We start from the raw sequence: 18,753 nt of genomic DNA, 5'->3' as shown, positions 1-18,753 counted from the left end.
GACGTGCGGTGGCCCGACGTGCTGCGTCCCAACATGGCGCGTCCCGACGTGTTGTGCTCGGCTACGCCCGACGTGTTGTGCTCGACGTGCCGCGCCAGGCCCTGCCCGCCGCGTTGTGATCCGCCCGCCGCGTTCGGCTGAGCCCCCGCCTGTCGCGTTCAGCGGTGTCCAATCGGCGTTCGACTCCGTCCCGCGCGGCGTGTTCGGCTCCGGCCCGAGTCTGCTGCGAAGGCGCCTCGGCCGGAATCAATGTCGGCTTACCGACGCGATGATCGCCTGCACGGGCGCACGCATTTCCGGCGAGCAATGCGCCTCTACCGGAATCGGCCGGCCGCCCCGATTCGGGATCCTCGGGACGGAGGGGCGTCGCGTTGGCGAGAGCGTGCGACGCGTACCGCGCATTGGATGATCGGACGGAAATTCCCTCGAAAGAGTGAAGCAGAAAGGTCCGAAGATCTGGGGCCGGGAAACGCCGAGGACGCGAGGTATGCCGGATAACGGTGGACGTGGCGGCGACGCAAAGGCCGGGGGCGGGGCGATGACTCGGGGCGGAAACGACGACCGCCCGGCACCTGACGGGCCGGGCGGGTCGACGGAAAGGATCAGAACTTCGGGGCGTCCGGTGCTTCCAGGAGACCGAGGCGCAGCGCGGTCATCAGGGCCTGGGCGCGGTTGGCGGCGCCCAGTTTTTCGTACAGCTTGGAGATGTGGGTCTTGGCCGTGGACTCGGAGACGAAGAGCTGCTTGGCGATGCCGGCCACGCTCATGCCATCGGCGAGGAGGCGGAGCACCTGACCCTCGCGTGGGGAAAGCTGGGGGCCGCTCGGCGCCAGGCGGCGCTTCATGGCCTCGGCCAGGTCGGCCGCGGTGAACGCGCTCGGCGCGCTGGCCGCGTGCCGGGCCGCCGCCACGACCTCGTCGGCGGGGGCCGTCTTGGGCACGAACGCGCTGGCCCCGGCCTCGAGAGCGCCGAACAGCTGGTCGTCGCCCGCGTACATCGTGAGAACCACGATGCCCATGTTGGCGTTGTTCTTTCGGAGGGCACGGGTGGCCTCGAGGCCACTACCGTCGGGCAGCCGGAGATCCATGATCACAACGTCGGGCTGCAGGGCGCCGGCCTGGCGGACGGCCTCAGCCGCGGTGGCGGCCTCGCCGACGACCTCGAACTGCCGGTCGCGCTCGAATGCGTGTCGCAGCCCCTTACGAATCAAGTCATGATCGTCGACAAGGAGGACCTTGGTGCGCGTCGTCGGCGCAGGACTGGTCGACATGCTCGGGTTACTCCCCTTCTGGAGCGGGAACGCTATCCCGCACGCTATCGCGCCTAGCGGCTGAGCCAAGCACCACGGCTACGGTTGTCCCGCTGGGGTGTCGTGGCTTGATCTTGAGCTTTCCGCGAATTCGTTCGGCCCGTTCGGCCATGATGGTGAGCCCGTAACGACCGTCGGGCCGGTCGTCCGCGAAGCCTTTGCCGTCGTCCGAGACGGTGATCTCGGCATACGGCGGGTCGATGGTGCAGGTGACCCACAGATTGGACGCCCCCGCGTGCTTCCGCGCATTGGTAATTGCTTCTTGGGCGATGCGCAGCAATTCCGCCTCGGTCGCGGCCGGCAACCGGGCGGTGGACTCGTCGAAGGTGAAATGCACGCGCAGGCCGGCCGGCGTGCCGATGGTTCGCGCGTACTCCGCGATGGCCGCGGCCAGACCGCCGTTGCGATCCACCTCCGAGCGCAGCTCGAAAAGGCTCAGCCGCAGCTCGGTGATCACCCGGGTGACCTCGGACCGCAGCGAGCGCAGTTCCTCGGCCGTCTCCTCGGCGCCCTCGGGCAGCGTCGCCTGAGCGTTGTCGATGCCGTAGCCGACCATCACCAGCTCTTGCGCGACGCCGTCGTGGATCTCGCGGGCCAGCCGCTGCCGTTCCTCGTTGGTGGCCAGCGACCGCACGTCGTCGAAGAGCAGGGCCGCCTCGAGGCGCAGCGCGGCCGGGCCGGTCACGTCGGTCACGCGAGCGACGACCGCCGACGGGTACGCCTGCGCGACATCGGCCTCGAGGATCACCAACCCGATCGTACGGACACCGGCGACCAGAGGCACCACCAGCGACGATGACGCCTCACCGCCGCGGTGCGAGCGCGCCTGGGAACGGTTGGCGGTCTGCGGCTGCTGGGTCGCCCAGGCGTCCGCGATGGCTGAGTCGGCGTCCAGCGTGGTCTCCCAGTCGACCCGCTCGGCGCCGCTCTGGGCCAGCACCACGAGCCGGCCGCCGCCGCTGGCCGACAGCACCGCCGCCCGCTCACCCGGGGCGACCTGGCGCAGCTCCTCGAGCAGGTGTTCGGAGATGCCGCCCGGGTCGAGCGTGGCGCCGGGCAGGGAACGGGCCACACTGCGCAGCTGGGTCAGCAGGCGGGTGGCTTCGGCGTACGGCTGAGGGGTGATCGGGGCCGGCGCCATGAACTGGCGCATCGCGTCGGCGGCGAAGGTGACGATCGCCCCGAGCACCAGCCACTGGCCGCCGGCGGCGAGGAAGCCCGGCTGGGTGATCGGCAGCGGGTCGCCCATCAGGGTGCCGCCCGCGACCATCGAGACGGCGGCCACGCCGAGCAGGGCGGCGCCCTCGGTCGACCGGCGGCGCAGGCCCGCACTCAGCAACGGGACAGCCAGGTAGGGCAGGATGACCTCGGCGCCGAAGCCCGCGTACACCGTGCCGGTCTGATCTGCCGCGTGCGCGACCGACCCCGCGGCGAGACCGGTGATCGCCACCTCGGCCACCCGCCCCAGCGGCGCCAGCCAGCGGTGATCTGGCGCGATGAACGCAGGCAGCGCCGCGACCAGCAGCAACGCGATCCAGCGAAGCTGGCCGAGGTCTTTGGTGGCGATCAGCGTCAGCGCCGCCACCAGGGCGAGCATGACGATGCGCGCGGCCACCGCGAGGGGCTGGGCGCGAAACGTCACGTGGGGGGATCCGGGCACGTCACGGATGGTAGCGGGAGGATCGGTGAACGGCCCATCGGCGAACCAGGGCTGTGGATAACCCTGGTCGGTCAAATTGTCGTGGGCGCGCGGTAACCTCCGGGGCATGGCGGACACCTCGACTCAGTCGATCCGGATCGCCGCGCCCCTCGATCGGGTCGCGGCGGTGATCTGCGATTTCTCGCGATATCCCGAGTGGGCCGACGCGATGAAACAGGTCGAGGTGCTGACCGAGTACGAGGACGGGTACGCCGCCGAGGTGCGCTTCGTCATCGACGCGGGCGTGATGGCCGATGACTACACGCTCGAGTATTCGTACGCCGACGATCTGTCCCGGATCGAGTGGCGTCTGGTCAAGCCCTCCAAGACGCAGAAGTCGCAGGAGGGCTCCTACGATCTGAAGTCGGAGGGTGACGGCACGACTACGGTGACTTACACGCTCGCGGTGGAGTTGTCGGTGGGGATGCTGGGCATGTTCCGGCGCAAGGCCGAAAAGATGATCATGGATACGGCGCTGAAGCAGCTCAAGCGCCGTGTGGAGGCCTCCTGACGGGGGCCGGCGAGGAGCGCGGCATGGCGGGAGACACGGGTTCGGCGCGGCAGGAGGCCGAGCGGCTGGTCGCCACCGTGCTCGCGATGACGGGCCAGGCGTCGGACGACACGCTCGCGGCGACGGCCGACCGCATCGTGCAGGGCCTCGGCCAGGTGGGGTCGACGCTGGCGGGGTTCGTGGCGCGAGCGACCGAGGAGGCCGCGCCGGCCGCGGAGCATTCGCCGGGCGGGTCGGCCGGGCCGCCCGGGGACGAGACCGCGGGCGACGCGCGGGGTCCGGCGCCGGCTGACGGGGGCGACCCGTGGGCGCGGGCGACGGCGGGTTCGGCGCCGGCCGGTGAGGGCGATGCGCGAGTGACGGCGGGTTCGGCGCCGGCCGGTGAGGGCGATGCGCGGGCGACGGCGGGTTCGGCGCCGGCCGGTGAGGGCGATGCGCGGGCGACGGCGGGTTCGGCGCCGGCCGGTGAGGGTGATGCGCGGGCGACGGCGGGTTCGGCGCCGGCCGATGAGGGCGATCCGTGGGCCTGGGCCACCGGTGCGGTGCGGCGCGTGGTGGGTCTCGCGGGTGAGGATCGTGCGGGTACGCATGTGAGCTACGGCTGGTCGACCGGCAGTGTCGAGTGTTGCGTGTGTCCGGTCTGCCGGATGATCGCGACCATGCGGAACCCGACCCCCGAGGCGGCCGAGCGGCTCGCGACGGGGGCGGGCGACTTCGCGACCGGGGTGGTCAGCCTGATGCGGGCGTTCTCGGCGATGTCCGGCAGCCGCCCCAAGACGGCTCGTCGTCCAGCGACAACGCCGCCGCCTCCGCCAGATCCGGATCTGGCCTGGTCGGCAGCCACACGACGGGGTTCGGGGCCGGTTGATGTCCCGGTCCCGCCGGATGAAGACCAGTCACCGTGGACGGCCGCGACCCGCGCCGCCAACCGCGAAGCGGCCGGGCGTGAAGCCGCCGCCAAGGCCGAACGCGACCGCGCGACCCGCGAGGCGGTGGCCAGGCAGCGCGAGGAAGCCGTAAAGCGCCGCGAGGAGGCGGCGAGGCGCGGCGAGGAGGCGGCGAGGCGCCGGGAGGAAGCCGATCGCGCCGCAACCGGACAAGGCGCCGGCCAGCCGCTCCCCGGCCCGGAAGACAGCGGAACGGGCGCGGCCGGCGGCGGCGGAACGGGCGCGGCAAGCGGCGGCGGACGGCGCGACGAGGCCGCCAACCTGTGGGGTTGGGGCGGCGGCGACCGGGCGGGTGATGTCTGGGCCCGGGCCACCGCTGATCCCGGGGTTGGCAGCGCGTCCACCGGCAGCACCGTGGATCATGATGATGCGGGCGACGCTGCCCACGAGTGATCGACGGGCGCGGAAGCGTCACAGGGCAGGACGAGCGCGGCGCGCCAGGACGAGCGCGCCGCGCCCACAAGGCAAGAGGGGACGGGCAGCGTGACGCTGACCATCGGGATTGACGTCGGTGGAACCAAGGTCGCCGGCGGGGTGGTTGACGAGCACGGCACCGTGCTGGCGTCGAACCGGAAGCCCACGCCCGCTGAGGACCAGGCCGGGACCCGGGACACGATCGTCGAGGTGGCCGCCGAGCTGGCCCGCGAGCATCCGGAGGCGACGGCCATCGGGATCGGCGCGGCCGCCTGGATCGACGCCGCGGGCTCGACCGTCCTGTTCGCGCCCAACCTGGCCTGGCGGGACGAGCCGCTGCGGGACTACGTGTCGAAGGCCGTGGGGCTACCGACCGTGCTGGAGAACGACGCCAACGTGGCCGCCTGGGCCGAGTTCCGGTTCGGGGCGGCCCGGCACGCGGCCGACTCGATGGTGATGATCACCGTGGGGACGGGGATCGGCGGCGGGATCGTGATCAACGGCGGGTTGTGGCGGGGCGCCAACGGGATGGCCGGCGAGCTCGGGCACATCCAGTCGGTCAACGACGGGCATCCGTGCGGCTGCGGGCGGCTGGGCTGCCTCGAGCAGTACGCCAGCGGCAACGCCCTGGTCCGGTTCGCCCGGGCCGGCGCGCGGCAGGAACCGGGCCGGGCCCGGCTGCTGCTCGACCTGGCCGGCGGCGACCCGCTGGCGATCACCGGGCGGCAGATCACCGAGGCCGCCCACAACGGCGACGGCGTCGCCCGGGACGCGTTCGCGCAGATCGGCTACTGGCTGGGTGTGGCCATGGCCGACCTGGCCCAGTCGTTCGACCCGGAGATCCTGATCGTCGGCGGCGGCGTGATCGACGCCGGTGACCTGCTGATGGGGCCGACCGAGCGCACGTACCGCGATCAGCTGGCCGCCCGGGGCCGTTTCCCGGTGGCCGAGATCAAGGCGGCCGAGACCGGGAACACGGCCGGGGTGGTCGGCGCCGCGGACCTGGCGAGGCGGATCTGAGATGGGCACCGTTCCGTTACGGGTGATGACGTACAACGTGCACGGTCTGAAGGACGACCGGGACGCGCTCACCAGCCTGATCCGGGACGCCGAACCCGACGTCGTGCTGGTGCAGGAGGCGCCGCGCCGGTTCCGCTGGCGGCACAAGTGCGCGGCCCTGGCCGACGACGCCGGCATGGTGGTCGGCGCGGGCGGCCTGCCCTCGCTGGGCAATCTGATCCTGGTCAGCCTGCGGCTCAGGGTGCGGCACAGCTGGTGCGTCCGCTATCCGCTGACCCCGGGCCGGCACATGCGCGGCGCCGCCTTCGCCACCTGCTCGGTGCGCGGGGCCCAGTTCACGGTGTCTGGTTCGCATCTGTCGACCGATCCGGTCGAGCGGCCGGCCCAGGCCGAACGCTGGAAGCAGGAGCTGGCGGCGATCGAGGGCATCGTGATCGCCGGCGGTGATCTGAACGAGGGGCCGGGCGGGGGCGCCTGGCGTACCGTCGCCGACGGTCTCGGCACCGACGACGCGGGCATCCTGACCTTCCCCGCGCGCCTGCCCCAGCACCAGCTCGACGCGGTCTTCGCCCATCCCGGCGTGACCATCGACAAATACACCGTGATCGACACCGACCGGGCACGTCTGGCGTCCGATCATCTTCCGGTCATCGCGGACCTGAGACTCCCTTCCACATAAGCGGGTGTCTCTGCGAGGATTCCCGGGTGCCTGACACACCGGGAGTCGCCGACCGCAGGGATGCCGTGTGCGTCATCGGCGCCGGCGCCAGCGGCCTCACCGCGATCAAGAACCTCCGCGAGCACGGGTACGCGGTCGACTGCTACGAACGCGAGACGTCGGTGGGCGGCGGCTGGAACTGGCGGCACGACCGCAGCACGGTGTCGTCGAGCACCCATCTGATCTCGTCGCGCCCGCTGACCGAGTTCCCCGACTTCCCGATGCCGGACGACTGGCCCGACTACCCGCACCACGGCCAGGTTTTGTCCTATCTGGAGCGCTACGCCGAGCATTTCGGGCTGTCCGGGCACGTCTGGTTCGGCACCGAGGTGGCGTCGGTCGTGCCGGTGGGCGACGGCCGGTGGGACGTGACCACGCACAGCACCGGCGGCGGGGCCGAGCGCACCCAGCGCTACGCGGCCGTCGTGGTGGCCAACGGGCACAACTGGGCGCCACGGATGCCCGAGATCCCGGGCGAGTTCCGGGGGCGGTTCCTGCACGCCGGCGCGTACAAGAATCCGGCGATCCTGCGCGGGCGCAAGGTTCTGGTGATCGGCGGCGGCAACTCGGGCTGCGACATCGCGGTGGAGGCGGCACAGCAGGCGGCCCAGGTGTGGCATTCGACCCGGCGCGGTTACTGGTACGCCCCCAACTACGTGCTCGGCCGCCCGGCCGACCAGTCCGGCGCCCTGATGCGGCGGCTGCGCCTGCCGATGTGGCTGCGCCGGTGGTTCTACCGCCGCACGGTGACCGCCACCTCGGCCGACGTCACGCGTTTCGGCCTGCCGGCGCCGGACCATCGCCCGTACGAGTCGCATCCGATCGTCAACAGCCAGCTGATCCACTATCTGGGCCACGGGCGGATCACCCCGGTGCCCGATGTGGCCCGGTTCGACGACGCCGCGGTCGAGCTGGCCGACGGCTCCCGGGTCGAGCCCGACCTGGTGATCGCGGCGACCGGCTACCGCCCGCAGTTCGAGTTCCTGGCCCCCGAGCTGCTCGATCTCGACGCCGACGGCCGGCCCGATCTGCATCTGCACGCGTTCGCCCGCCGGCATCCGACACTCGCGGTGGTCGGCCTGCTGCAGCCCGACGCCGGCCTGTTCCCGCTGGCGCACTGGCAGAGCGTGGCGGTGGCGCGCTGGCTCCGGCTGCGGACGGCCGACCCGGTGCGCGCGGCGGCCGTCCAGCAGGCCGAGTCGAAGCGCCCCGTGGAGCAGTGGTCCCGGGTCGGCGCGCTGCCCACCGCGCGCCATTGGTTCGAGGTCAGCGGCATCGACTACCTGAAGGTTCTCGCGGAGTTGCTCAAGCGGTTGGAGCCCTCGTCATGAGCACGTTGCTGCGCTACGAGGATTGGATCAACCCCGTTCGCCGGGTACGCCGTGAGCTGCTGACCGTGCTGCCGGACGAGGCGTCCGAGCCCCCGGTCCTGTTCGTGCCCGGCCCGGCCTTCACCGCCGGGGTCTTCGCCGAGCACTGGCTCGGTCACACGGCCGGCCGCGGCTTCCCGGCCCATGCGCTGACCGCCCGCGACAACGGCGATCTCCGCGCGTACGCCCACGATGTCGTCCAGACCGCCGCGGCTCTGCCCCGACAGGCGGTGTTGATCGGCCACGGCGTCGGCGCCATGATCGTGGCGCGGGCCGTCACCCGTTATCCGGCCCGGGCCGCCGTGCTCGTCTCCCCGGTCCTGGACCGCTGGACCACCCTGCGCCAGGCCCTGACGGTCAACCCGGCCGGCGCCCTGCCCGCGATCTTCGGCGGCCGCCTGCGCCTGAACGCCCGCCAGGTCGCCACCGCGACGAAACCGGCGAAACTGCCGTCCTACCGCGGCGCCGAGGAGCCGGTCGGCGCCCCACCGGTCCTGGTCGTGGGCAGCCCCGACGACCGGGTGGTGCCGCGCGCCTCCCTGGACCGCACCGCGTCGCGTTACGGCGGCGCGCCGCTGCTCTTTCCGGGCATGGGCCACGACCTGATGACCGGCGAGGGCTGGACCGAGCCGATCGACGCCATCCTCGACTGGCTCGGCAAGGAACTCACGGCCTGACCGATGCGGCCGTGTGCTCAGAGCAGTGGGTGTGGTGATGCGTCGGTGTGCTCAGAGCAGTGGGCGCGGTGATGCGTCGGTGTGCTCAGAGCAAAGGGGCACGGTGATGCGCCCGTGTGCTCAGAGCAAAGGGGGGTCAGAGCTGGACCGGCACCGTGGGAGTGCGAGGGTGGGGGATCAGCTCGGCGATCCGGCCGGACCGGTCCAATGTGGTCAGGTATTCGCGAGCCCAGCGCACGATGTCGTGCCGGCTCAGGTAAGCGCGCATGGCCGCCATCCGCGCCGAGAGATCGTCTGGCTGGGCGTCCATGGCCTCCAGCAGCGTCGCCTTCAGCCCGTCGACGTCGTGCGGGTTGACCAGGAACGCCTCTTCCAGCTCGGCCGCCGCCCCGGCGAACTCGCTGAGCACCAGCGCGCCGGCCCCGTCGGCCCGGGCCGCGATGAACTCCTTGGCCACCAGGTTCATCCCGTCGCGCAGCGGTGTCACGACCATCACGTCGGCGGTCTGGTAGAGCGCCGCCAGGTCGGCCCGGTCGAACGGCTGGTTCAGGTAGTGGATGGCGGGTTCGCCGACCCGGCCGTACTCGCCGTTGATCCGCCCGACCTCGCCCTCGATCCGGTCGCGGAGCGTCTGGTAGCTCTCCACCCGCTCCCGGCTCGGCACCGCCACCTGCACCATCACCGTGTCCCGGACCTTGACCCGCCCGTCGCGCAGCAGCTCACTGTACGCGGTCAGCCGGTGCTCGATGCCCTTGGTGTAGTCCAGCCGGTCGACGCTGAGCAGCACCCGTTTCGGCTGCCCGAGGTCGGTGCGTAGCTGCCGGGAGTGGTCCATCACGTCGGGCCGGGCGGCCAGCGCGCTCATCTCGGCCACGTCGATCGACACCGGGAAGGCGCCGGTACGCACCACCCGGTCGCCGAGGGTGATCTGGTCGTCGGTGGTCGCCGCGCCCAGCAGTTTGGTGGCCAGCTGGGCGACGTTGTGCGCGGCCTGCGGGCGCTGGAAGCCGACCAGGTCGGCCCCGAGCATCCCGTTCAGCAGTTCGAGCCGGCGGGGGAGTTGCATGAACAGTTCGGGCGGCGGGAACGGCACGTGCAGGAAGAAGCCGATCAGCAGGTCCGGTCGCAGTTCCCGGAGCATCGCCGGCACCAGCTGCAGGTGGTAGTCCTGCACCCAGACCGCGGCCCGCGGCTCGGCCACCTCGGCCGCCGCCTCGGCGAACCGGCGGTTGACGGCACGGTAGGTCTCCCACCAGCCGCGGTCGAAGACGGGCGGTTCGACGGCGTCGTGGTAGAGCGGCCACAGGGTCGAGTTGGCGAACCCCTCGTAGTAGCCGCGCAGTTCGTCCTCGCTCAGCCCGACCGGCCGGATCCGCAGGCTGCCGATGTCGGGCAGGGGTTTGGCGTCGCCGATGCCACCGCCCCAGCCGACCCAGGTCGCCGGCGTGCTCTGCAGGATCGCGTGCAGCGCGCTGGCCAGGCCGCCGGGGCTGCGCCGCCATTCGCAGGCGCCGTCGGGGGCCGCGTTGTCGTCCACGGGCAAACGGTTGGCTACTACCACCAGAGAGCTCTGACGCACCACGACAGGTTACGCCACAACTACACACCGAAGTATCGGCGGGGATGAATTACATGAATCACACGACCGCGCCGTCGTCGAAGTCGTCGTCGTCATCGCCGGACCGCAGCCGCCAGACCAGGGTCACGGCGCCGGCCACGATCGCGCTGAAGCCGAACAGGGTGACGATGTCGGTGTCGACCGGAATCAGCGTCGGCCGCAGGAAGAGGACGAAGCCGACCACGATCGCCAGCACCCCGGCCACCGCGTACTTGCTGATCCGGGGGAGTGGCGGAGGCGGCGGCGGGATGTAGCGGTCCTCGTCGTCGTCCGGGACGTCGGTGCCAAAGGTGTCCAGTCCGTCCAGCAACGACGGTTCCGGCGCCGGCTGCGGATCGGTACGCCGCCGGTTCAGGGTGATGCCCGAGATGTCGGTGGCCGACGGCAGCGAGGGCGACGGACGGGGCTGGTCGCCGGCCTCGGCGTCGGGCCAGGCCGGCGCGTCCCCGGGCGAGGTGTGGAAGCCGGCGACGATCTTCGCCCACTCGGCGTCGACCTCGCTCTGGCTGGCCTCGGCCCGCGGCGGCGGCGTCGGGCTCACCCCGCCGGTCAGTTTGTGCAGCTGGGCGCGGGCGGCCTCGAGCTGGGTGCGGTCGACGAAGAGGCGGTCGGTCGGCCGGCCCGGGAACGTAGTGGCGCGCAGCACCGGGTTGAGGTCGGCCGAGGGTTGCAGGTACGCCGCGATGCCCTCGGCGGCCAGCACGTCGAGCAGGTGCTCACCGACGCGCGGATCCACATCGCCGGCCACCGCGTAATCGGCCGCGTCGAGTCCGTTGTCCCGCCGCCCGCGACGGGCGCCACCCGTAGACACCCTGGCACTCTCCCTCGCCCGTCCTGACGGCAATGGTGACACGACCGAGGCCCTTTACGGGAGTGCGTCGTCGGCGCGCTCTCCCGGTACAGTCTTGTGACCCAGCGCACTCCGAAAGGAAATCGGTGTTCTACTGGCTGCTCAAGTACGTCTTGCTCGGACCCTTGTTGCTGCTGCTGTTCCGGCCACGGGTGGACGGACTGGAGAACCTACCCCGCTCGGGGCCGGTGATCCTGGCCTGCAACCACCTTTCCTTCTCCGATTCGATCTTCACACCGCTGATCGTCCGGCGCAGGGTGACGTTCGTCGCGAAAGCGGAGTACTTCACCGGTAAGGGGATCAAAGGCTGGCTGATGCGGCAATTCTTCTCCGGCACCGGGACCATCCCGGTCGACCGCTCGGGCGGCAAGGCGGCCCAGGCGGCTCTGGACACCCTGCTGCGGGTGCTGCGCCAGGGCGACATCGCGGGCATCTACCCCGAGGGCACCCGGTCGCCGGACGGCCGGCTCTACCGCGGCAAGACCGGCGTCGCCCGCCTCGCCCTGGAGAGCGGTGCCCTGGTGGTGCCGGTCGCGCACCTCAACTCCGACACGATCCAGCCCACCGGCAAACTGATTCCCAAGATCATGCGGGTACGGATGAGGTTCGGCGCCCCGCTCGACTTCTCCCGCTACTCGGACCGCCGGGGCGACCGGTTCGTCGAACGTGCGGTGACCGACGAGATCATGTACGAGATCATGACGCTCGCCGGCCGACCGTACGTCGACGTCTACGCCTCCACGCTCAAGACGACCGTGGAGGCGCCGAAGCCCGGAGCCGGCGCGGAGACGCCCAGGCCCGGGTCGACCGGGGAGGCCGCCGCGGTCAGCGAGGCGTCTCCATCCCCGCACGACGCCGGAGCGCCGAAACGTCAGTGACCACGATCCGGCGGCCCTCGGTGCGCAGCCACCCGCGGTTGGCGAACGAGCCGATCGCCTGGTTGACGCTCTGCCGGGAGCCGCCGGCCATCTCGGCCAGCTGACTCTGGTTGAGCTCGATGGTGATCATCGGGGCCTGGCTCTCGCCGGCCAGGCGGACCAGTGTCTTGGCCACCCGGCCGGGCAGGTCGAGGAACACGTGATCGGTGTTCTGTTCGGTCAGCCGGCGGATCAGCGCGCCGACCGAGCGCATCACCGCGTCGAGGATGCGGGGGTTGGAGTGCACGAGGTCGATGAACGCGGCCCGGGACAGGGCCAGCGCCTGGGTGTCCTCGATCGCCTCGGCCGAGGCCGACCGGGTCGACGCGTCCAGTAGCGAGACCTCGCCCAGGACGTCGGGCGGGCGGGCCACGGTGAGGACCGCGCGCTCGCCCGAGGGCGCGGTGCGGAATACCGCGACCGACCCGCGTTTGAGGATGATCAGCGATTCACCGGGGTCGTGCTCGACGAAGAGGATCTGTCCCTTGCGATAGGTGCGCGGAACCGCCGCACCCAGTACCCGGGCACGTACCTCGGGTTCCAGGCCGGCGAACATATCCACGCTGGCCAGCGGATCACCGGGATCCGGCAGGCGATGGTCCACGACTCCATCCTCCCCGGTCAGGGCCTTGATCGTGCTGGGTCGGGACGGCTTACCCGGGTCAGCGACGATCACTCATAGCATGAAGAGCGCCCACGTCGCCACGTGATACGTCGCTTGCAAAATTCGCGTCGCCGGGTGCTGTCCGCCTCCGATCATGCTCTCGTTCTCGCTTTCTGTATAGACGACAATCGCGAAGCGTGATTGTCGCCCACGGTGTCCGTCGGATGCACCGGACGTACCGGAATAATCGAGCGCCGTGCCCGACGACGACATCCTTCGATCGCTGCTGCGCGACTACTGGCATCTCACGCCGAGCCAGGTCACCGCGCTCGAATGGGGACAGATGTCACGCGTCTGGGAGGTGCTCGCCGGCGACGACCGGTACGTGTGCCGGCTGGTCGACGAGGACGCCGCCCGCCCGGTCGAGGCCGGTCTGGCCGCGGCGGACCACCTGAGGGAATGGGGGATCGCGGTCGGGGCTCCCGTCCGTACCCTCGCGGGCGCCCTCACCGCGAACACCCCGGCCGGCGTCCTCTCGGTCTCGCACCGCGTGCCGGGCCGCTCCCTGGCCGGCTGCGACCCGGTCGACCAGCAGTGGTGGGGCGACCGGCTCGGCGCCATGCACCGCGCGCTGCAGCACTTCCGCCACCCCGGGCTGCGCCCGTGGCAACTCATCGACCTGGACGCGCCGCACCTCGACGCCGAGGACTGGCTGCGCCCCGCGGTCGCCGACGCGGTCACCGCCACCACCCGGCTCACCGTCACCGACCGGCTCACCTACGGCGTGCTGCACGGCGACCCGGCCCCGGCCGGTTTCGTCGTCGACCCCGACACCGGGCGGGCCGGGCTGTTCGACTGCGGGGCCAGCGGCACCGGCCCGCTCGCCTACGACGTGGCGGCGGCGGTGGTCTACGCCGGCGGGCCGTGTGCGGCGGCCGAGTTCCTGGACGGCTACCTGGCCGCCGGGCCCGTGCACCGCGACGAGGTGGAGGCGGCGCTGCCGGTGCTGATCCGCTTCCGCTGGGCCGTGCAGGCCGACTGGGCCGCCCGTACCCGTGCCGCCGGCGCCCTGTCCGAGGCAAGGGTGGCCCTGGAGTCGCCCCCCGGATAGCCATCAGTCAGGATGGACCCGATGGTGTACCGGTATTTCTACGACTGCGAGTTCATCGAGGACGGCCGCGTGGTCGACCTCGTCTCGATTGGTGTCGTCGACGAGTTCGGCCGTGAGTTCTACGCGGTCTCGACCCAGTTCGACGACAGCCGGGCCGTGCCCTGGGTACGCCGCAACGTGCTGGACAAACTGCCCAGCCCGGCCGATCCGGCGTGGCGGTCCCGGGAACGGATCCGCGACGACCTGTTCGCGTTCCTGATGGAGCCGGTGCAGGGCCGCGACGAGCAGATCGAGCTGTGGGCGTGGTACGCCGCGTACGATCACGTGGTCCTCGCCCAGCTGTGGGGAGCGATGCCCGCGCTGCCCCGCGAGATCCCGCGTTTCACCAAGGATCTCCGCCAGCTCTGGGACGATCGAGGACGGCCGCCGTTACCCACCGCGACCGGCCGACATGACGCTCTGGTGGACGCAAAACATAATCTTGCCCGCTGGCAGAAGATGAACGACGGGTCGCTTTGATCCCAGGTCGCGCCGCCCACTACAGTGCGCATGCGGCCCCGGGCCCCCGGTTCGGCAACGTTGCCGAAATGTCGAGGAGGCGTGCCGGGCGTCTCGCGTTCCGTCATTGGAAGGACGAGTCAACATGCGTATCGGCGTGCTCACCGGCGGCGGCGACTGCCCTGGTCTGAACGCGGTGATCCGGGCGGTGGTGCGCAAGGGCGTCGCCACCTACGGACACGAGTTCGTCGGGTTCCGGGACGGCTGGAAGGGCCCGCTGGAGGGCCTGACGAAGCCGCTCGGCATCGCCGAGGTGCGGGGCATCCTCCCGCGCGGCGGCACCATCCTCGGCTCCTCGCGCACCAACCCGTTCAAGATCGAGGGTGGCGTCGAGAAGATCAAGCAGAACCTGGCCGACCAGGGCGTCGACGCGCTCGTCGCGATCGGCGGCGAGGACACGCTGGGCGTCGCGACCAAGCTGTACGACCTGGGCGTCAACGTCGTCGGTGTGCCGAAGACGATCGACAACGACCTCAACGCCACCGACTACACGTTCGGCTTCGACACCGCGGTCAACATCGCGATGGAGGCGATCGACCGGCTGCACACCACGGCCGAGTCGCACCACCGCACCCTGGTCGTCGAGGTCATGGGCCGGCACGCCGGCTGGATCGCGCTGCACGCCGGCCTGGCCGGTGGCGCCAACGTCATCCTGTTGCCGGAGCGCAACTTCGACGTGGAGCAGGTCGCCACCTACGTGACCAAGCGCTTCCAGGTCGAGTACGCGCCGATCGTCGTGGTGGCCGAGGGCGCGCAGCCCCTCGAGGGCCAGATGCAGCTGGTCAGCCAGGAGAAGGACTCGTTCGGTCACGTCCGGCTCGGTGGCATCGGCCAGTGGCTGGCCGAGCAGCTGGAGGAGAAGACCGGCAAGGAGGCCCGCACGGTCGTCCTCGGTCACATCCAGCGCGGCGGAACCCCGACCGCGTTCGACCGGGTGCTCGCCACCCGCTTCGGCCTGCAGGCCATCGACGCGGTCAACGACGGTGACTTCGGCAAGATGATGGCCCTGCGGGGTACGGACATCGTCCGCGTCCCGCTGGCCGACGGCACCGGCGAGCTCAAGACCGTGCCGATCTCCCGGTACGACGAGGCCGAAGTCTTCTTCGGCAGTTGATTCGGAAGGCCTCGAAGACATGACGGTTGCGGTGATCGGCACTGGGAAGATTGGCGAACTCGTTCTGAGCGGACTGCTCCGGGCCGGCCGCCAGGCGTCCGAGTTGCTGGTCACCGCCCGTCGGGCCGAACGAGGTCAAGAGCTGCGCGAGCGCTACGGCGTCCGGGTGGTCGACAACCTGACCGCGGTGTCCGAGGCCGACATCCTGGCGGTGGCGGTCAAGCCCCAGGACGCCGGCACTCTGCTCGACGAGATCGGCCCGAAGGTGCCGGCCGGCAAACTGGTCGTCTCGCTCTGCGCCGGCCTGCCGACCAAGTTCTTCGCCGACCGGCTGCCCGAGGGCACGCCGGTCGTGCGGGTCATGACCAACACACCGGCCCTGGTCGACCAGGCGATGACCGCGATCTCGGCCGGCCCGCACGCCACGGCCTCGCATCTGGAGATCGCCGAGGAGATGTTCCGGCCGCTGGGCTCGGTGGTCCGGGTGCCCGAGTCGCAGCAGGACGCGGTGACCGCCCTGTCCGGCTCCGGTCCCGCGTACTTCTACCTGCTGGTCGAGGCCATGATCGACGCCGGCATCCTGCTCGGCCTGCCCCGCCAGGTGGCCCACGAACTGATCGTGCAGACCGCCATCGGCTCGGCGATCATGCTCCGCGATTCGGGCGAACACCCGGTCAAGCTGCGCGAGGCGGTGACCTCCCCGGCCGGTACGACCATCTCGGCGATCCGCGAGCTGGAAAATCACGGGGTACGCGCGGCGCTGCTGGCCGCCCTCGAAGCCGCCCGCGACCGGGCCCGCGAGATCGCCCAGCAGTCCGCGAGCTAGTTTCGCTAGGCGCGGGCCCAGGCCACGTGCGCCTCGAACACCGGGCGCGGGTCCTGGCCGTTCTCGATCCGGCGCACCTTCTCGGCCAGCGCGGAGTCCAGTTCGGCCCGCCGCCGCGGAGTCATCGCGCGGTAGGCCGGCGACGTGACGACGAACGGCTCGAAGTCGAGCAGGAACTCGTCCGCTCGGGGCAGTTCGTACCCGGCCTCGATCGGCTCGACCCGCACGTCGGTGAACCCGGCCGCGGTGAGCACCGCGCCGAACTCGGCCCGGCCCAGGAACGGCAGGTCGACCGCGAGCTCGGTGCTCGTACCCCAGATGATCTCGGTGTAGGGCGACATATGGGGTTTGGCCCAGTGCACGATCGCCACGGTCCCGCCCGGCCGGACGACGCGGCGCATCTCGGCCAGCGCGCGCGGGCCGGCGTACATCACGGCCAGGACCGAGAACGCGGCGTCGAAGGAATCCGTCGCGTACGGCAGCGCGTTCGCGTCGCCTTGATCGGCCGAGGCCCGCGGGTACGCGGCCAGGCGTCCCTTCAGGTACGTCGCGGTCAGTGGCGCGATCTCGACCCCCACCACCTCGTGACCGCGTTCGGCGGCCGCGACGACGAGGGGCCCGGTGCCGGCGCCGACGTCCAGCACGCGGGCGCCCTCCGGCAGCTCGGCCGCGTCCAGTAGCCGGTCGGCGATCTCGGCGGTGGTGGGCTCCATCCACCGCACGGCCTGCGGCAGCATGATGTCGGTGTGCTCGGTGAAGTCGATCGGGCTGCTCACGAAGTGCTCCAGGGTCGGAAGTCGGTGTGACCCTCTGATCCCATCGGGCGGCGCGCTCCCCGGCCATGCTCCGATGCGCCGGGAACATACGATGCGTTGCCGTGGATGTCGTGAGCGAGGCGATCAGCCGGGTACGCATCGGCCGGGCCGAGGCCTGCTGGGTCACCGGCGCCGGCGAGTGGGGGCTGCGCTACCCGGGCTACCCGGTCAGTGGCTTCCACATTCTCCTGCACGGCGCGGGCTGGCTGATCACGCCCACCGGCACGCCCCGCGAGCTGGCACCGGGCGACGTGGTGTTCACCGCGGCCGGCGCCCCGCACGGCCTCAGCCATGCTCCCACCACGCTGGAATCGCTGGCTCCGGCCGTGCTCGGTGACACCGGGGATGATGCCGGCCGGGCCGACGCGGTGTTCGTCTGCGGCGCGTACTGGCTGACGCGGAGCAGCACCCACCCGTACCTGAAATCGTTGCCCGATGTCATGGCCATCACGCCCGACTACGACCGCAACCGCCAGCTGAGCGCCGTGGTCGATCTGCTCGAGGCCGAGTTGTCCGGGGCCGCGCCCGGCGCCGAGGTCTCCCGGCCGGCGCTGCTCGACCTGGTGCTCACCCAGGTCTTGCGCGAGTGGCTGACCCAGCACCCACCGTCCGGCGACCTGGACGACCCGGCCATCGCCGCCGTGGTCCGCCAGATCCGGGCCAGTCCCGAGAAACCGTGGACCGCGGCCCAGCTCAGCGAACGGGCGGGCCTGCCGCGCCGCGAGTTCAGCCGCCGCTTCGCCGGCTTCACCGGGCTGCCCCTGCGCACCTATCTGGCCGAGGCCCGCCTGACCCGGGCCGCCCACCTCCTGCGCGAGTCCGACGCGCCGTTGGCCACCATCGCCCGCCGGGTCGGCTACTCGACCGAGTTCGCCCTCGGCGGCGCGTTCCGCCGTGAGTACGGCGTTTCACCCGGCCGCTATCGGAAGAACGCGGAAGTCAGTACCAGATAGCGATGCGGGCGCCTTCGGCTTCCTCCGGCGGCGAGGGGTGCGACATGGCTGAGCCGGTGGCCATCCGGTGGGCGCTCCAGGCCACGGCGGCCGCGTCCAGGATGTCGTCCGGCGGCGCCTGCCCGGCCGGTCCGAGGTTGTCGGGGAGCACGATGCCGTTGCGCGCGAGCAGTTCCCGGCGCCGGGCCTGCCCGGTCCAGGTCTTCTTCGCGTACGCCAGGGGCTCGCCGGCCATCTGCCGGAACGACACCTCGGGATGCGCCTCGAACAGCAGACCGGGGTGGCGCTCCCAGATCGCGTTCGCCTCGAGCAGCTTGGGCCGTAACGCCCAGGACTGCCGGCTCAGGCCGGATCCGGTCAGCTCGCGGCAGCGGCGGTTGGCGGTGGCGAAGTCCGACTCCTGCCAGACCGCCCGCGGTGGCACCCGGAAGACGCTGCCGCGGCGGGGGCCGAGCTGGTCGGCGGCGAGGGTGTCCGCGGCCCGCCACCGGTCCGGCAGCATCCCCAGCGGAATGTCCACGCCGATCACCGCGGCACCCGAGCTGCCGGCCACGATTTCGTACAGGGTGGACGCGAGCAGAGCCCGGCCGAACTGTCCATCGCGCAGTTCGACACCCACCCAGCCCAGGGCATATGCGTCGACGCCGATGACGTTCACAGTCATCGCACGCCCTCGGGGGACCGACGGTGGTCGATGCCCACGACGTTGTTGGTCATGACC

Annotated in this window: 19 protein-coding genes; 12 read left to right on the top strand and 7 right to left on the bottom strand. The window is 71.4% G+C overall.

Features of this window, described 5'->3' with window-relative positions; translation table 11 throughout:
• Positions 1–602: 602 nt before the first annotated feature.
• A complete protein-coding gene (locus tag ACGFIO_RS29820) occupies positions 603–1,271 on the bottom strand; it encodes a response regulator (RefSeq protein ID WP_014688640.1) in 669 nt (222 codons plus the stop codon).
• A gap of 7 nt (positions 1,272–1,278) precedes the next feature.
• Positions 1,279–2,970, bottom strand: coding sequence for a GAF domain-containing sensor histidine kinase (locus ACGFIO_RS29815; RefSeq protein WP_392830788.1), 1,692 nt, complete (start codon positions 2,968–2,970; stop codon positions 1,279–1,281).
• A gap of 106 nt (positions 2,971–3,076) precedes the next feature.
• On the opposite strand from ACGFIO_RS29815, the gene ACGFIO_RS29810 reads away from it, so the two are divergent.
• From ACGFIO_RS29810 to ACGFIO_RS29785, 6 genes are all read left to right on the top strand, one after another.
• Positions 3,077–3,520, top strand: a complete 444-nt coding sequence (locus ACGFIO_RS29810) for an SRPBCC family protein (RefSeq protein WP_392830786.1) — start codon at positions 3,077–3,079, stop codon at positions 3,518–3,520.
• Positions 3,521–3,606: 86 nt separating this feature from the next.
• Positions 3,607–4,860, top strand: a complete 1,254-nt coding sequence (locus ACGFIO_RS29805; RefSeq protein WP_392830783.1) for a hypothetical protein — start codon at positions 3,607–3,609, stop codon at positions 4,858–4,860.
• Between the two features lie 90 nt (positions 4,861–4,950).
• On the top strand, positions 4,951–5,901 hold the full coding sequence (locus ACGFIO_RS29800) for an ROK family glucokinase (protein WP_392830780.1): 951 nt from the start codon (positions 4,951–4,953) through the stop codon (positions 5,899–5,901).
• 1 nt (position 5,902) lies between these two features.
• The gene (locus tag ACGFIO_RS29795) at positions 5,903–6,580 is read left to right on the top strand and encodes an endonuclease/exonuclease/phosphatase family protein (protein ID WP_392830777.1); all 678 of its coding nucleotides are present in this window, start codon (positions 5,903–5,905) and stop codon (positions 6,578–6,580) included.
• A 26-nt stretch (positions 6,581–6,606) separates the two neighbouring features.
• Positions 6,607–7,950, top strand: a complete 1,344-nt coding sequence (locus ACGFIO_RS29790; RefSeq protein ID WP_392830775.1) for a flavin-containing monooxygenase — start codon at positions 6,607–6,609, stop codon at positions 7,948–7,950.
• Positions 7,947–8,666: an alpha/beta hydrolase gene (locus ACGFIO_RS29785; protein ID WP_392830772.1), complete on the top strand. Its 720-nt coding sequence runs from the start codon at positions 7,947–7,949 to the stop codon at positions 8,664–8,666. Before ACGFIO_RS29790 ends, ACGFIO_RS29785 begins: the two co-directional genes overlap by 4 nt.
• Before the next feature lie 136 nt (positions 8,667–8,802).
• On the opposite strand, the gene ACGFIO_RS29780 is transcribed toward ACGFIO_RS29785, so the two are convergent.
• Together ACGFIO_RS29780 and ACGFIO_RS29775 are read right to left on the bottom strand one after the other, a co-directional pair.
• Positions 8,803–10,245, bottom strand: coding sequence for a trehalose-6-phosphate synthase (locus ACGFIO_RS29780; RefSeq protein ID WP_392830769.1), 1,443 nt, complete (start codon positions 10,243–10,245; stop codon positions 8,803–8,805).
• Positions 10,246–10,303: 58 nt separating this feature from the next.
• Entirely contained in the window at positions 10,304–11,095 is a 792-nt protein-coding gene (locus ACGFIO_RS29775; RefSeq protein WP_392830766.1) for a DUF308 domain-containing protein, read from the bottom strand.
• Positions 11,096–11,220: 125 nt separating this feature from the next.
• Between ACGFIO_RS29775 and ACGFIO_RS29770 the strand changes: the two genes are divergently transcribed.
• Positions 11,221–12,012: a lysophospholipid acyltransferase family protein gene (locus tag ACGFIO_RS29770; RefSeq protein ID WP_392830763.1), complete on the top strand. Its 792-nt coding sequence runs from the start codon at positions 11,221–11,223 to the stop codon at positions 12,010–12,012.
• Here the strand turns inward: ACGFIO_RS29770 and ACGFIO_RS29765 are convergent.
• Positions 11,960–12,655, bottom strand: a complete 696-nt coding sequence (locus ACGFIO_RS29765) for a Crp/Fnr family transcriptional regulator (protein WP_392830761.1) — start codon at positions 12,653–12,655, stop codon at positions 11,960–11,962. The genes ACGFIO_RS29770 and ACGFIO_RS29765 overlap by 53 nt on opposite strands.
• A gap of 256 nt (positions 12,656–12,911) precedes the next feature.
• Here ACGFIO_RS29765 and ACGFIO_RS29760 point away from each other — a divergent pair, with 256 nt between their 5' ends.
• From ACGFIO_RS29760 to proC, 4 genes are all read left to right on the top strand, one after another.
• Positions 12,912–13,766, top strand: a complete 855-nt coding sequence (locus ACGFIO_RS29760) for a phosphotransferase enzyme family protein (RefSeq protein ID WP_392830758.1) — start codon at positions 12,912–12,914, stop codon at positions 13,764–13,766.
• A gap of 21 nt (positions 13,767–13,787) precedes the next feature.
• A complete protein-coding gene (locus ACGFIO_RS29755; RefSeq protein ID WP_392830755.1) occupies positions 13,788–14,285 on the top strand; it encodes a polyadenylate-specific 3'-exoribonuclease AS in 498 nt (165 codons plus the stop codon).
• Positions 14,286–14,409: 124 nt separating this feature from the next.
• A complete protein-coding gene (locus ACGFIO_RS29750; RefSeq protein WP_392830752.1) occupies positions 14,410–15,438 on the top strand; it encodes a 6-phosphofructokinase in 1,029 nt (342 codons plus the stop codon).
• A 19-nt stretch (positions 15,439–15,457) separates the two neighbouring features.
• Positions 15,458–16,264, top strand: coding sequence for a pyrroline-5-carboxylate reductase (gene proC, locus ACGFIO_RS29745; RefSeq protein ID WP_392830750.1), 807 nt, complete (start codon positions 15,458–15,460; stop codon positions 16,262–16,264).
• Positions 16,265–16,269: 5 nt separating this feature from the next.
• Here the strand turns inward: proC and ACGFIO_RS29740 are convergent, their stop codons facing one another.
• The gene (locus ACGFIO_RS29740; protein ID WP_392830747.1) at positions 16,270–17,040 is read right to left on the bottom strand and encodes a class I SAM-dependent methyltransferase; all 771 of its coding nucleotides are present in this window, start codon (positions 17,038–17,040) and stop codon (positions 16,270–16,272) included.
• Between the two features lie 101 nt (positions 17,041–17,141).
• Between ACGFIO_RS29740 and ACGFIO_RS29735 the strand changes: the two genes are divergently transcribed.
• The gene (locus tag ACGFIO_RS29735) at positions 17,142–18,032 is read left to right on the top strand and encodes an AraC family transcriptional regulator (protein ID WP_392830744.1); all 891 of its coding nucleotides are present in this window, start codon (positions 17,142–17,144) and stop codon (positions 18,030–18,032) included.
• On the opposite strand, the gene ACGFIO_RS29730 is transcribed toward ACGFIO_RS29735, so the two are convergent.
• The gene (locus tag ACGFIO_RS29730; protein ID WP_392830741.1) at positions 18,019–18,696 is read right to left on the bottom strand and encodes a DUF429 domain-containing protein; all 678 of its coding nucleotides are present in this window, start codon (positions 18,694–18,696) and stop codon (positions 18,019–18,021) included. The genes ACGFIO_RS29735 and ACGFIO_RS29730 overlap by 14 nt on opposite strands.
• Between the last annotated feature and the right edge of the window lie 57 nt (positions 18,697–18,753).

Origin of the sequence: Actinoplanes sp. NPDC049265 (genome assembly GCF_043197135.1) — a bacterium.
Lineage (GTDB): Bacteria > Actinomycetota > Actinomycetes > Mycobacteriales > Micromonosporaceae > Actinoplanes.
Note: the sequence above shows the minus strand (reverse complement) of the source record. Positions and strands in the feature narration are given on the sequence as shown.